At 52.5% G+C, this 14717-nt stretch carries 12 protein-coding genes; 5 read left to right on the top strand and 7 right to left on the bottom strand.

The window, feature by feature from the left end:
- Positions 1–81: 81 nt before the first annotated feature.
- From K3T83_RS25415 to K3T83_RS25405, 3 genes are all read right to left on the bottom strand, one after another.
- Positions 82–1329: a hypothetical protein gene (locus K3T83_RS25415; protein WP_220205727.1), complete on the bottom strand. Its 1248-nt coding sequence runs from the start codon at positions 1327–1329 to the stop codon at positions 82–84.
- A gap of 184 nt (positions 1330–1513) precedes the next feature.
- A complete protein-coding gene (locus K3T83_RS25410) occupies positions 1514–3499 on the bottom strand; it encodes an acetoacetate--CoA ligase (RefSeq protein WP_220205726.1) in 1986 nt (661 codons plus the stop codon).
- Between the two features lie 178 nt (positions 3500–3677).
- Positions 3678–4112 carry an SRPBCC family protein gene (locus K3T83_RS25405; protein ID WP_220205725.1) on the bottom strand — a complete coding sequence of 145 codons (435 nt, stop codon included), beginning with the start codon at positions 4110–4112 and terminating at the stop codon, positions 3678–3680.
- Positions 4113–4392: 280 nt separating this feature from the next.
- Here K3T83_RS25405 and K3T83_RS25400 point away from each other — a divergent pair, with 280 nt between their 5' ends.
- The 3 genes from K3T83_RS25400 (at position 4393) to K3T83_RS25390 (ending at position 7987) form a co-directional block, all read left to right on the top strand.
- Positions 4393–6441: a glycosyltransferase family 39 protein gene (locus K3T83_RS25400; RefSeq protein ID WP_220205724.1), complete on the top strand. Its 2049-nt coding sequence runs from the start codon at positions 4393–4395 to the stop codon at positions 6439–6441.
- 3 nt (positions 6442–6444) lie between these two features.
- Entirely contained in the window at positions 6445–6876 is a 432-nt protein-coding gene (locus K3T83_RS25395) for a GtrA family protein (RefSeq protein ID WP_220205723.1), read from the top strand.
- 124 nt (positions 6877–7000) lie between these two features.
- The gene (locus K3T83_RS25390) at positions 7001–7987 is read left to right on the top strand and encodes a glycosyltransferase family 2 protein (RefSeq protein WP_220205722.1); all 987 of its coding nucleotides are present in this window, start codon (positions 7001–7003) and stop codon (positions 7985–7987) included.
- On the opposite strand, the gene K3T83_RS25385 is transcribed toward K3T83_RS25390, so the two are convergent.
- Entirely contained in the window at positions 7984–8166 is a 183-nt protein-coding gene (locus tag K3T83_RS25385; protein ID WP_220205721.1) for a hypothetical protein, read from the bottom strand. The genes K3T83_RS25390 and K3T83_RS25385 overlap by 4 nt on opposite strands.
- 72 nt (positions 8167–8238) lie before the next feature.
- On the opposite strand from K3T83_RS25385, the gene K3T83_RS25380 reads away from it, so the two are divergent.
- Both K3T83_RS25380 and K3T83_RS25375 read left to right on the top strand, forming a co-directional pair.
- Positions 8239–9204 carry an acetylxylan esterase gene (locus tag K3T83_RS25380; protein WP_220205720.1) on the top strand — a complete coding sequence of 322 codons (966 nt, stop codon included), beginning with the start codon at positions 8239–8241 and terminating at the stop codon, positions 9202–9204.
- 166 nt (positions 9205–9370) lie between these two features.
- Complete coding sequence (locus K3T83_RS25375) at positions 9371–10114, top strand: MIP/aquaporin family protein (protein WP_220205719.1); 744 nt, start codon at positions 9371–9373, stop codon at positions 10112–10114.
- 118 nt (positions 10115–10232) lie between these two features.
- On the opposite strand, the gene ilvD is transcribed toward K3T83_RS25375, so the two are convergent.
- The 3 genes from ilvD to K3T83_RS25360 all read right to left on the bottom strand — a co-directional run bounded on the left by ilvD (position 10233) and on the right by K3T83_RS25360 (position 14612).
- Positions 10233–11924 (bottom strand): dihydroxy-acid dehydratase, encoded by a 1692-nt coding sequence (ilvD, locus tag K3T83_RS25370; RefSeq protein ID WP_220205718.1) that lies wholly within the window; start codon positions 11922–11924, stop codon positions 10233–10235.
- A gap of 154 nt (positions 11925–12078) precedes the next feature.
- The gene (locus K3T83_RS25365) at positions 12079–13515 is read right to left on the bottom strand and encodes a tetratricopeptide repeat protein (protein WP_220205717.1); all 1437 of its coding nucleotides are present in this window, start codon (positions 13513–13515) and stop codon (positions 12079–12081) included.
- Between the two features lie 203 nt (positions 13516–13718).
- Complete coding sequence (locus tag K3T83_RS25360; RefSeq protein WP_220205716.1) at positions 13719–14612, bottom strand: fumarylacetoacetate hydrolase family protein; 894 nt, start codon at positions 14610–14612, stop codon at positions 13719–13721.
- Positions 14613–14717 lie beyond the last annotated feature (105 nt).

The raw sequence follows: 14717 nt of genomic DNA, 5'->3' as shown, positions 1-14717 counted from the left end.
GAAATAGGCACGCCAACAAAGAAAAGGGCGCAACCTTGATGGTCACGCCCCGTGATTGACGCTGTAGAGTGGCTCGAACGATTACAACTGCCAGAGCTTTGCGTTGCTAAACACAGCTTCGACGGGTCCACTCGTATTATAGACAATAGTACCTATCTGACCACTGCTAAAAGTACCATCGCTAACCGTCGTCAACTCCTGCTTGTTCAGATACAGCTTGATCTGATTGCCACGAGCGACCACGCCAAGATCATTGGCCTGATGCGCATTATAGTTGTCCGCTGTACCTTCATGCAAAGTCTGTGGCTTCTGCCCATCCTGGGTGTACAGGAAAAGGACATAGCCGCCGGTTTGATCAAAGATGAACGAATAATATTTCCGAGCGCTATCATTTCCTCTGAACGTAATTCCGGCAACCGACCCTTTTGTGACATTCATCGTCACCTGATAGGTGAAGTCTTTATAGCTTGCTTTCAGCGCAGGACAGGTATAATACACATTGCTCTGCGGCTCACTGGCATGGTAGCCATCGCTCGCAAACGCACAGCCTTTATCCGTCACCCAACCGATCCCTTTGCTGTTATCCGTCAGCGGATCGTTTAGCTTGAGATTGGCGCTGAAGGGATAAGTCGAAACAACCGCAGTTGCAGTGGCATTTGCCTGGGCCGTGGAGGTTGCCTTTGCCTGCACCTGCGCCTGAGCTGTGGCAGCAGTGTTTGCATTCGCCGTCGCAGTAGCATGCTGATTATCGCTGGCAATCTGGTTGTTACGCGATGTTACACCAATGATAGCCACCAGCCCACCAACCACAACCAGGATCGCCAGGATGATCAGCACCGTCTTGCTGCCCGAAGAGCGGCGCGGTGCTGGAGGCGGTGCGTTATAGGCTGGCGGGAAGCCGCCTGGATAAGAGTACTGATTCGCCGGATTTGCCGGTGGCGCTTGATTGGGATAAGGATACTGCGCTGGCGGATTCGCCGGATTCGACGGTGGCCCTTGATTGGGATAAGGATACTGGTTTGGCGGAGGCGTATTAACGCCGGGCGCGCTATTTGGATATTGATAGGGATTCGACGGTGGTTGCGCTGGATTGGCGGAGATCGTCGGAGGAATTGCATAGGGATCATAGGGCGCTCCTCCAGGTGTCGATGGTGGGGGAGGCGGCGCACCATAGGGATTATTCGGGTAATTGGGATTTGAGCCGGGATTATTTGGATAATTGTTAGGATTTGAGCCAGACTGATTTGACGCAAACCTCGTCTCCTGATAGGGGTCTGGCGGCTGACCCTGCCCCTGCGAACCACCATAGGAGGTTGGATTATGATTCATAAATGCATGTATCTCCTTATAAACGACTGAGGAAGCGCAGTCTCCTGGTTCGCAGCCTTTGCTCTTCCCCGAAAAATGACACCGACAGATACAACTATTTGCACCTGTTATACGCAGAATATGAGGATTTTTTGCACCATTGTATTCAGAAATTTCCACACATCCATGTGAGAGCTATCCATCATCAGTGAGGTATTTTGTTGACAAATTCCACAAAAAATTGCAGTGATTGAGGATTCCCCAGCGCTCCTCTGCTCACAGCCTTCTCGACTGGTACACCCATAAAGAGCTTTTTAATTGGCACCTCCAACTTCTTGCCACTCAATGTGCGCGGCACATCTGGAATGGCAATAATCTCATCAGGGACGTGGTGAGGCGAAACGTTATTGCGTAGCCGCGCCTTGATCTTTGCCTTCAGTTCGTCGTCTAGTTGTACATTTTCTCTCAACACGACAAAGAGCGGCATGTAATATTTCCCACCAGGCTGCTCGACACCAACCATCAGGCTATCCAATACCTCCGGCAGACCCTCGACGACACGATAGATCTCGCTGCTCCCCATCCGAATGCCCATACGATTAATCGTGGAATCGGAGCGGCCATAAATAATAGCACTGCCTCGCGGCGTGATCTTGATCCAATCGCCATGCCGCCAGATACCTGGATACATATTAAAGTAACTCTCCTGGTAGCGTTCCCCGTTAGGATCATTCCAGAAGAATAGAGGCATGGAGGGCATCGGCTCCGTAATAACCAGTTCGCCCACTTCGTCGATGAGCGGCTGCCCCTGCTCGTCAAATGCATCGACCTTTGCGCCCAGCGCCCGACATTGCAACTCGCCCAGATGAACCGGCAACAAAACGCATCCGCCAACAAATGCCGCGCAAACATCGGTGCCACCGCTGACCGAGGCCAACCAGATATCGTGCCTGACATGCTCATAGATCCACTGAAAGCCCTCCGGCGGCAAGGGTGAACCGGTCGAGCCAAGTCCCCGCAATGCACTCAGATCATAGGTAGAACCTGGCTCTATTCCGGCCTTCATACAGGTTGCAATATACGCAGCACTGGTGCCAAAGAACGTCATGTGCGTATCCTGGGCAAATTTCCAGAGCGCGCCGCTATCGGGATAGGCTGGACTGCCATCGTAGAGCAACATCACGCCACCAACCAGCAAACAGCTAAGCAGCAAGTTCCACATCATCCAGCCCGTCGTGGTGAACCAGAAGAAGCGATCATTGGGCTTTATATTGAAATCCAATGCTAAACTCTTGAGATGTTCAATCAAGATGCCACCATGTCCCTGCACAATGGCTTTGGGCAGGCCGGTTGTACCAGAGGAATAAAGAACCCACAGCGGATGATCAAAAGGCACCTGCTCAAAGCGCAAGGAAGCGGGATTTTTCAGCATGTCGCTCCAGGTGACGGTACGCTGAAGGCTCTCAGGAATTGGCTCAACCTCGCCCAGAAGATAAGGGAACAACACCGTCTTCTGCACTGTTGGTAGCGCCTGTTGCAATTCCGCCACAATAGCGCGCCGATCAAACGTTTTGCCGCCATATTGATAGCCATCGACGGCAAAGAGCACCTTTGGCTCGATCTGTTTGAAGCGATCAATCACACTGCTCGTGCCGAAATCAGGAGAGCAGCTTGACCAGATGGCACCTATACTCGCGCAGGCCAGAAAAGCGATCAACGTCTCTGGAATATTGGGCATGTAAGCAACGACTCTATCACCACGCTCAATGCCCGCAGCACGCAACGCACTGGCTATCGCACCGACTTTCTGGCTCAGTTCTTCCCAGGAAACCTCTACCAGCGCATGCCGTTCAGAGCGAAAGAGCAGCGCGGGACGCTCAGTGGTGGCATTGCGAAATATATGCTCGGCAAAATTCAGCTCAGCGCCAGGAAACCACGTGGCCCCCGGCATCTTGCGCTCAGCCAGTACAGCAGTATAAGGGTGTGACGCCTGGATATGAAAATATTCCCAGATCGAGGCCCAGAAATCTTCGATCTTTGTCACCGACCACGCCCATAGCTCTGCACGCGAATGAAAATGCAGGCCTTTCTCCGTCGCAAGCCACTGCATATACTGTGTGACATTCGCCTGTTGCTGCAATTCTTCCGAGGGTTCCCATAAGGGCCGTACATTGCCAGATGACGTTACCACGTTCGCTCTCTGCCTTTCCCGATCAATTGGACGCTCTTCGTTGACCAATACATCAAACAATCATTGGTTGATCTATGTGAGGATGTCGCATGGAACAAAGATGATCTATTTACATTATAACATTCTCAATACCTACTCCCCCTCAAAGTAATATTCGCATAGTGTTACACCTGGTCTCTCAGCTTTCCTCTTCTTCAAGCAGGCGCTTGAGCTGTCGCAGCTGGCTCTCCACCTGATTTTTCACCATTGCCGCCATTAACGGTTTCGCCAGCTTCAAGACGCTTCCCGGTTCGCCCTCGCCAACAGCCGTGACCAGCGTTCCCCCTTCATCGGGGGCAAGCGTAAAGATGTTTTCTAAGGGAAATGGACCCGAAATCGTTTTGAGCGCAAAAACTTCAGGTGGATCATAGGCTGTAATTTCAGTGGTGATCTCAAACTTTTGCCCCAGCACATCAACAAGCTGCACAAAACGCGAGCCGATGCCGATTGGTCCCTCGCCCGTTTGCCGAATCTCACAGGCTGGTGTCCAGCGCGGCACATTCTGCATTTCAGTGATAAAGGCAAAGACTGTCTCAACTGGACGCTGAATCACGATGCTTTTTTCGAGTCTCATGTTGGCACGTTTCCTTCTTTGAAAAACGCCCGTCTGCTGCAACATAGGCTATTAGCGCTTCGACGCGCCAGGTATTTATCGCAACTTATTCCATTTTAAACCATCGGTGTTCAAAACGCTATGTTGATATGCTCAACCACTCCCCTGAATGGGGGAGAGCAAGATGGCGAATCAGAACGATGGCAAATACTCTTCTTTCCCTTATTCTTTCTACAGCAAGGACTTTCATTCACAAAGCTGTACATTATCGTTTTTACCGCTAAAGAGGTGATTATCCAGTATGGACATTACTACCGATAGACATAAACTTTCTCGGCAACCCATAGAACGGAAAGATATCCATCCCGCAACCATCTGGCATAAGGTGGCGTTGACTCTGATCCTGCTTGCGGCCGCTTTTCTCAACTTTTTTCGTCTGGATCAGAACGGCTATGGCAACACATATTATGCCGCTGCAGTCAAAAGTATGCTGCTCAACTGGCATAATTTCTTTTTCCTTTCCTTTGATCCAGGTGGCTTTGTGAGCATCGACAAACCGCCACTGGGCTTCTGGCTGCAGGCGGCCAGCGCAGCCGTGTTTGGCTTCAATGGCTGGAGTCTGCTGCTGCCCCAGGCGTTGGCCGGGATCGCCTCCGTTGCGCTGCTCTATGTGCTGGTTCGTCGCTCCTTCGGGCCAACAATTGGCGTGCTAGCGGCGCTTGCTCTGGCGCTGATGCCGGTGAGCGTGGCGGCGAGTCGCAACAACACGCCCGATAGCCTGCTCGTTTTTGTCACGTTGCTAGCTGTATTGATGGTGAGCATTGCCGCTGAAACGGGTCGTCTGCGCTGGCTACTGCTTGGTGCGCTCCTGGTCGGACTTGGCTTTAATATCAAGATGCTGGAGGCGTATCTGGTGCTTCCGGCGCTGATTCTGGTCTACCTCCTGGCAGCACCGCTGTCCCTGCGCACGCGCATACTGCATCTAGTGCTGGCCGCCGTTGTGCTACTCGCCGTCTCGTTCGCCTGGCTACTCGCCGTTGATCTTACACCGCCAACACAGCGGCCTTACGTCGGTTCCAGCACCACCAATTCAGAGCTAAATCTGGCGCTGGGCTACAATGGCGTGAATCGTATCACCGGCATGAAGCTGAGCAATGCGGGAGCCGGCAGCGAGACCGGGAACTTTTCGCAGATTGTGACGCTGGTTGGCATTGGCGAAACTGGTCTGCCCAGCCCGATTCGCCTGCTCAATAAGCAACTGGGTGGACAGATCGGCTGGTTGCTCGTGATCGCGCTCTTCGGCCTGATTATTACATTCAGACGCAAGCTTCCACCAGTGCCTCTCACGAGAGAACAACAGGGATTGATTCTCTGGTGTACATGGTTCATCACACTCTTCGTCTTCTTCAGCGTGGCGCTCTTTCCGCATGGCTACTATCTGGTCATGTTAGCGCCTGCCATCTGCGCTCTCGCTGCAATTGGCTGCGTCAGGCTATGGGAAGCATATCGTCAACCTGGTTGGAAAGGCTGGCTGTTACCGCTCACGCTTGCCTTCGCCGCTGGCGCGCAATGGCTGATCCTCTCTGCCTATCCCGATTGGAGTAAATGGCTGAACCCGCTTGTGGTTGGCCTCTGCCTGATCGCCGCGCTCCTGCTGACTGGCACACGACTGTTCCCTCGTTTGCTGAAAACGCTCCCTCTCATGCCTATTGTGGTGGCAGGAATGCTCGTGCTGCTTATTGGGCCTGCAACGTGGAGCCTGGCCACGACGGAGCATATGCTTGAACCGGTCAGCGTTACCGCAGGTCCGACTCAGTCTGCATCATCATCGTTCTCGGCGTTGACGAACAGCTTCATACCACACACGGCCCATGCGAATCCTGCGTTAGTTCGCTACTTGCTGGCGCATCAGGGGCAGACGCGTTTCCTGGTTTCAACCCTGAATGCTCCCAGCGCAGCACCCTTCATTCTCGATACTGGCAAACCAGTGATGGCCATTGGTGGCTATATTGGCAGCGATCCGATTCTCACGGCAGCGCAGTTTCAAACATTGGTGAAGAACGGCAGCGTGCGCTATATGCTCCTACCCTCGCTGAAAATCGACATTCACGAGTTGCCACCGCAAATCCTACAAATGATCGAGAAATCCTTCCAGGGAAAGGGCAACAAGTCATCGCGAGATAATAGCTTTCCTATGCAGAACGATATTCTGCACTGGCAGATTGCTCACTGCCACCTTGTCTCGCCCGATCAAATCGAGCCGGGCGTTGCTCATGCCAACGGCAGCGTTGATATGACCGCCGATCGCAGCGTCCAGGCCATGCTGTTTGATTGCGCACCACAGGGATAGATAATGAAAAAAGAACGCCTCGTCGCTTTACTGCTCTCTGAGAGAGCGCGGCCATTGCGCTTTGTCTTCACTGGCGGGCTGTGTGGACTCATTCAATTGCTCCTGTTCCTCCTTTTGACACGCGCTGATTGGCAACCATTGCTGGCGAATATCATCGCCTTCTTGTTTTCGGCGCAAGTAAACTTTGTATTGAGCATCAGTTTTACCTGGAGCGATCGCATACAGACAGAACGGAAAGGCTTGCTGGCACGCTGGCTGGCCTTTCACGGCTCTATCCTGGGCACGGCGCTGCTCAACCAGCTTGTGTTCTTTCTGGCCCATCTGCTGATCCCCGATCAACTTGCAGCCATAGCCGGGATAGGAGCGGGCGCACTCGCCAATTTCGTGCTGCTCGACCGAGGAGTTTTCCGGCATCGGCAAAAAGCCAGGAACTGAGCAAGAACTGAATAACAGAAAGTCTTGCAGAGAATGGGGAAAGAAGTGCAAAATGCTAATGAACCATTCACAAACAGAACGGAATCGGCTAACATACTAGCTATCATCGTAAGGAGAGCAAAGCATGGTTGAGCAAAAAAATGGTCTGCAAACCGCACGTAAGCCGGTACGGTCAAATTCAACGCAGCAGCCTGTTACATTTTCGATTGTCGCTCCTGTGTTTAACGAAGAGGAGACGCTGCCACATTTCTATGAGCGTGTGATCGCCGTTATGGATAGCCTGGGTGAGCCATTTGAACTGCTGTTTGTGAACGATGGCAGCCGCGATGCATCATTCCGCATCATGCAGGAGCTACACGACAAAGATCCGCGCGTCCATGCTATCAACTTCTCGCGTAACTTTGGGCATCAGATCGCCATTTCTGCCGGATTGGACTACGCGCGCGGTCAGGCGGTGATTATTCTGGATGCCGATCTGCAAGATCCACCAGAGGTGATACTCACATTGATCGAGCGCTGGAAAGAGGGTGCCGAGGTGGTCTATGCCCAGCGCTCACGACGCGAGGGCGAGACGCGTTTCAAACTGCTCACGGCAGCAGCATTCTACCGCGTGATCGAGCGCATCACCTCGATCAATATTCCGCGCGATACTGGCGATTTTCGTCTGCTTGATCGGCGCGTTGTGGATGTGTTGATTACGATGCGCGAACAGCATCGTTTCATGCGTGGTCTCTCAGTCTGGGTCGGCTTTCGGCAGGAGGCAGTCTCTTATGAACGGCATGAGCGCTTCGCAGGCGAGACCAAATATCCTCTCAACAAAATGATCCGTTTCTCGCTCGACGCCATCACCAGTTTCAGCCATGTACCGCTGCAACTCGCCACCAGCTTTGGCTTCCTGCTGGCCGGCCTGAGCCTGATCGGAATTGTGATTGCGATTATCCTTCGCCTGCTTACAGGGGCTATTGCTGGTCAGGCTTCGACGCTCATTCTGGTGTTGTTCCTGGGCGGCATTCAGCTCATCTTCCTGGGCATCATTGGCGAATACCTGGGTCGCATTTACGATGAAGTGCGGGCGCGTCCACTCTATATTGTTCATGAAGTGCTAGATTAGATACTCAACGGGTAGAAACTTGCGTCCATACCTTCTACCCGTTGATCCTGCATTTCTTTTCCCGACCAGAGCGGCTCTATTTGACAAAGCCCACGCTCATCCGTATCATTATTTTTATCGATGGCAAATTTGCCTGGTATTTTTTGGATCACGAAGAGGCGTGGTTGACGAGATTTCACTTATGGCTCCGGGAACTTCCCATAATTAATAGACCGCGCCTCTTTCTTTCACGACGAAGGATGCAATCACTGATGATCGTTGACAAACCCCTTGCAGAACTTGAGCAGTACGTACCCGACCTGACAGCGAAAAGCGATTTTGATGCTTTCTGGCAACAAACGCTGGCGGAAAGCGATGCGCAGCCCCTCAATGCTACTATCGAAGAATATCCCTATCCCGTTGAGCGCGTGACGGTCTACAAGGTGCGCTACGATGGCTTTGGTCAGGGAACGCGTGTCGCTGGCTGGTATATCGTGCCAAAGGCTGGCTATCGTCTTGATGTTGATGGAAAGGTCCCCACGCTTGTTCACTATCACGGCTACAGCGGTAGCAAGGGGCAACCGACCGAGTTTCTGCACTGGGCATTGCAGGGCTATAACGTCTTTACTGTTGATACGCGCGGCCAGAGTGGAGATACGCCCGATAATCACGCCTACCCCAGCGGCTATGCGATTGGTTGCATGACGAAGGGGATTCTCGATCCATCCAATTATTATTATCGTTTCGCCTACATGGACTGTGTGCGCGCCGTTGATTTCGTCCGTTCGCAACCTGAAACCGGGGCAATTGCGGTCATGGGGACCAGTCAGGGCGGAGGTCTGACGCTAGCAGTGGCAGCGCTGGCACGCGAGAAGGGGATTGTGGCAGCACTGCCCAATGTGCCCTATCTGTGCCATTTCCGCCGCTCAGTCGAAGTCTTTACTACCGGCCCGTATCAAGAACTGGTCAACTACTGGAAAAACCATCCATACGACGTGGAGCAGAGCTATCGTACTCTGAGCTATTTTGATGGCATGAACTTTGCACCACGCATCACCTGCCCGGTCCTACTCTCCGTAGCCTTGCTCGATACCACCTGTCCACCCTCCAGCGGCTTTGCGGTCTACAATCACCTGAGCAGCGAAAAAGCCATCAAGATCTATCCCTACAACGGGCATGAGGGCGGCACCCATTTTCACCAGGAAGAGATGTACAATTTCGTGCGCAAATATATATAAACACGCTGATTCGTATATTTTCTTATTTATCCTAAAACTCGTAGCGACAACCGCAAGGGATTGTCGCTACGAGTAATGAGTTCGTCACCTATCCTTTTTAGTATCTGCTGGAAGCCGCTCGCTCGTATCATAGATAGATAAGTCTATCCGAGGAGCGATGATGCACGTGGATAATTTACGACGTTATGCCGCCGAGTTTATTGGCACCTTTGCGCTGGTCTTTTTTGGCTGTGGTGTGCGAGCAATGGTTGGCGATACAGATAATTTCGCCGGTATCCTGATGGTTCACCTGGGTTTTGGGCTGACCATTGCCGCGATGATCTATATGTTCAGCTACATTTCAGCCGCCGTCTTCAATCCTGCCATCACGCTTGGCTTTGCGGTAGCACGACGCTTCCCCTGGCGATACGTTCTCCCATACTGGGTCGCACAATTTGTGGGTGCAATCTTCGCCAGCTTTCTCCACTTCCTGCTCTTCCCAGAAAAAGCACTCGCCGCACATTATGGCGCGAGTATGCTCAAAGTTGGTATTCTCCCTGGTCTGATCCTGGAAACATTACTCACCTTTTTCTTGATGATGGTAAGCATGGGAACTGCCACAGATAAGCGCTTCATCCGTGCCGATGGGGGGTTAACGGTTGGCTTCGTGATTATCGTTTCCGGCCTGTTTGCCAATTCTCTCACAGGGGGAAGCATGAATCCGGCGCGCAGTCTCGGTCCCGCACTCTTCGCCGGTGGCGAGGCATTAAACATGATCTGGCTCTATTTTGTTGGCCCATTTGTTGGAGCAACGCTGGGCGCTCTAGTATACGAACTGATACGCGGCCATGAACACCACGCCAAGCCCGTGCTAGACGAATTCCTGGTCAAGAAGAAGGAAATCCAACAACCAGAGCTACCTCTGCAATAAAATCATTTCGTAGTCGAGCGATTGATAGTGGGGCGCTTGTCATGCGATCCCCACCGCGATCAATCGCTCGACTACGAAATGATTTTATCTCGTCATCGCACCATTGTACGAAGTGGTTTTATTCGGTAATTGCGCCATTGGAGGCTGAGGCGACCAGCTTCACGTATTTCGCCAGCACGCCCGATTTGTACCTGGGTGGTGGTGCCTGCCATGTTTGTAGGCGGCGAGCAATCTCCTCTTCGCTCAGATCGACCGCAAGCAGATTTTGCTCGGCATCGATGGTGATGATATCGCCATCCTGCACAGCCGCAATGGGACCGCCCACTTGCGCCTCCGGGGTGATGTGACCAACGACCATGCCGTGTGTGCCACCAGAGAAACGCCCATCAGTAATCAAACCGACGGTCTCGCCATAGCCCTGTCCCACCAGCGCGGCAGTCACGGCCAGCATCTCGCGCATGCCCGGACCACCTTTCGGGCCTTCATAACGAATGACCACAACATCACCATGCGTGATGCGATGGTTCATAATGGCGTCAAAGGTCTCCTCTTCAGAGTTAAAGACCTTCGCGGGACCACGATGGCTCGTGACCTTGAGGCCCGCAATCTTACAGACCGCGCCCTCTGGAGCCAGGTTGCCCTTGAGGATAACGAGCGGCGCACTGGGATGTAGCGGCTTCTCCAGCGGCATCACGACATCCTGTCCCTCAGCCAGATCAGGAGCGGAGGCCAGATTTTCCTCCAGCGTTTTGCCAGTCACGGTCAAAGTGTCCCCATGCAAGAAGCCCGCACGCAGCAACATTTTCAAGACCGCCTGCACGCCGCCAACTCGATCAAGATCCGTCATAGCAAATCTGCCGCCGGGCTTGAGATCAGCCAGATGGGGAATCTTTTTGCCAACCCGTGTAAAGTCATCGATAGTCAGGGGCAGATCCAACTGGCGAGCAATCGCGATCAGATGGAGTATGGCGTTTGTAGAACCGCCAAGCGCCATCACCAGGATAATCGCGTTCTCAAAGGCATCCCTGGTGAGAATCTGACGCGGTGTAATACCTCGCTCGATCAGGTTGATAATGGCCTGTCCAGCTTCGTAACAATCCTGCGCTTTACGAGCGGTGACAGCAGGCATCGATGAGCTACCAGGGAGGCTCATGCCCAGCGCCTCGATAGAGGAGGCCATGGTGTTAGCCGTATACATGCCTCCACAAGAGCCTGCACCAGGAATTGCACTACACTCAACCTCTTTCAATTGTTCGCGCGAAATCTTCCCGGCGCTAAACTGTCCAACAGCCTCAAAGACGCTGACGATATCGACATCGTGGCCGCGACAGGTGCCTGGCATGATGGTGCCGCCATAAACAAATAAACTGGGGATATCGAGCCGGGCCAGCGCCATCAGGCATCCTGGCATATTCTTATCGCAACCGCCAATTGCAACCACACCATCAAAGCGCTGTGCATTGCTGACCAGTTCGATCGAATCAGCGATCACTTCGCGGCTTGGCAGAGAAAACTTCATGCCCTCCGTTCCCATCGCGATCCCGTCGCTGACTGTAATGGTCCCGAAAATCTGTGGCACACCACCGCCAACACGAACGCCTTCTCGCACCTTCTCCGCCAAGCGGTTGATATGTGAGTTGCAAGGTGTAATCTCAGCCCAGGTGCTTGCCACGCCGATGAGCGGCTTCGTGAAATCCTCATCGGTCAGGCCGACAGCACGAAGCATCGAGCGATTGGGGGCGCGAATATCTCCCTCAGTAATAGCTCGGCTACGACTGTTCAGTTGTGCCGGTTTCTCAATTTCAGACATGACGTAATACTTCCTTTCTAACAGGGGCCGCGTACCGAATATTTCAGTATAGCAGCAAAAAGAAACAATCGCCAAACTCTCAAGACGCCATAAAAATTGAAGGGTTGTTGAAGTTCGAGTGAACTTCAACAACCCTTCATCAGTAGACCCGCGTTTATGGGCGATACACGATTGATGAATTATTCCAGTTATTATACTCCGTCTGCTGTTGTGGCTGGTTCACTGATCCCCCTTGCAACCATTCCTGCCGCAGTTGCTCGACTTCGGCAAGGCTGCATAATGTCTGGCGATACTCAGCCGGGAATGCCTTGCTGGTAAAGATCTGAAGAGCGGCTCGATAACAGCGGGCCGCTTGATCCAGTTCATAGCGCGAACCATCCTGAGCGCGCATTCTATGGACCTGTGCCAGCTTGACCAGAGTTGCCGCCTGCTCAACCATAAAGGCGTCGGGCGTATAGATCTGCAAAGCGCCTTCATAACAGACAATCGCACAGCGCAAATGTTTGTCTCGCCCGCCGCTCTCGTTCATCGCCTGCTCTTGAAAAATGGAGGCCAGACGAGTATGAATACCAGCCCATTCAACGGGATATTGTTGCGGGGTGAAGACCTGCAAAGCGGAGCGATAGCAGACCATGGCCTGCTCCAGACTTTGCTGATGGACGCCAACAATTCTTTGTCGATACGCGTCCCCCAGATTAATCTGAATAGTAGCCCAGAGAGCGGGCGCGGCTGATGTAAGGGCATGTTGTAAAGCAACGCGCTCATAAGCAATCGCTTGCTCTATATTGTCACAGGGATCGCCAACAATTCGCTGCAAATAAGCTGCACCCAGCGAAGTCTGCAAATGGAGCCACTGGTCGTAGGCAGTATCAGGAGTATAGACGCGTGCAGCCTCCTGATAACACTCAATCGCTTGCTCCACCTCATCCAGTCGACCCGAGAGACCATACTGCTGATAAGCAGCGCCCAGATACATCCTAGTTTTTGCATATTGCAATGGATAGCGTTCAAAGGTATAAGTGGCAAGGGCTTTCTCATGGCTGGCAACTGCCATCTGCAAAGCCTGTAAACGAGCCTCCTGCGTTGGCTGATAAGCACCTTGCAGCAATGCAACCCCCAGCTCGTTATGCAACTCGGCGACGGTTTCAGGAGAGAGCGCGGGAGCGTCAGCCATAAGAGCAAAGGCTGTTTGCAATAAAGAGACCTCCGCCTTGCGGGTGCGCTCAGGGCGGCGCAAGCGCTTCAAAAATAGACGTTGTTGCTCGATCTCTTCCAGCCAGTTTGGGATATCCAGGGCCAGCCCACCATACATATTGACATAGGCTTCACGAATCGCCTCCGTCGTCTCCCCCCGGTTCCGTGCATCCTGAAGGAGAAAACGATGGCGATACATCTGCTGCTTCATTTCTGGTTTATCTTCCGCCTCCGCCTCTATCAACCTGGTAAGTTCTCTGTCAGTGGCGCGTTCCAGTAACGCGAGATTGGTTTCTAGATAGTGCCTTCCCTTACGATGACCATACATACTACTATTCAGCCATAACACGATCTGTTGAAATAGATCAAAACGCAGCGGGTCATTGAAATCAGCCATGCTACCATTCCCCTATTCAAACAAACAACTACTACAAACCGGCAATCCTTCGTACTCGTAATGAATCACGAATACCCCCGACGAGACAGATAATAAAAATGGGGATGGGTGTGATGCTATTCCCCCTATGCATCATAACCGATGGAGTGGCAACATGAAAATATCATGTACTTAACATGTTTATATCAAATGATTACATTTGTTTATCCATTTTTTACTGCATCGTTGCTTCGGTCTGTTTTATAGGCTGCCTTCCCCCTCACCACCGGATTACGCAACGTCCCGATCTGGTCAATGGTAATCTTCACCGTGTCGCCTGACTGCAATGTAAACGGATGGTCAGGAACCAGCGCAGTTCCCGTACAAAGAATAGCACCACCGGGAAAATCGTCTTCACGATAGAGATACTCCACCAGTTCTTCTAAACGGCGATGCAGATTGCCCACGCTCGTTTGACCTGTCCAATAGGTCTCACCATTTCTTTCAATCGTCATATACATGGTAAGACTATAGGGGTCGGCGATTTCCCAGGCCGGTGTAATGGCTGGACCCAGCGCACAGCTTCCGGCATAGACCTTCGCCTGTGGCAAATAGAGAGGATTCTCGCCCTCAATGCTGCGCGAACTTACGTCGTTGCCAACTGTATAGCCGACGATTTCGCCATACGCATTGATCACCAGCGCCAGTTCTGGCTCGGGAACATCCCAGGTCGAATCCGCACGCACCGCAATCGGTTGATCCTGCCCTGAAACCCGACGCGCCACTGCTTTGAAAAAGAGTTCCGGGCGTGCTGCGGCGTAGACTTTACTATAAATATCTGGCGTCTCGCTCTCTTCGCGTCGGGCATCCATCGAGCGCTTATAAGTCACCCCAGCCGCCCATACCTCGGTCTCGCCATCGATTGGTGCCAGCACATCAGAAAAAGAAAACGCCGCCTCCTGAGCCTGAGTCACCTGTTCCAACCGTATACGCAATTCATCAGTGTGCAAACCAAGCAACGCATGAAACGATGCGGGAATATATCCAACAAGCTTGCCATCTTCTGTGATGCCAACAACGGTCTGTGTCGGGGAAAGCCGATAACGAATAAGCTGCATGAAATTCTCCGTTCCTCTTTTTGATTGCTATCTCATACATTCCTCATAGACGCCTCTTCGCGAGCCACGCAGAACTATTATCGCACAGGCGCAACGCCTCTCACA

The organism is Reticulibacter mediterranei (assembly GCF_016587455.1).
This window is presented reverse-complemented; position numbering and strand designations above follow the sequence as displayed.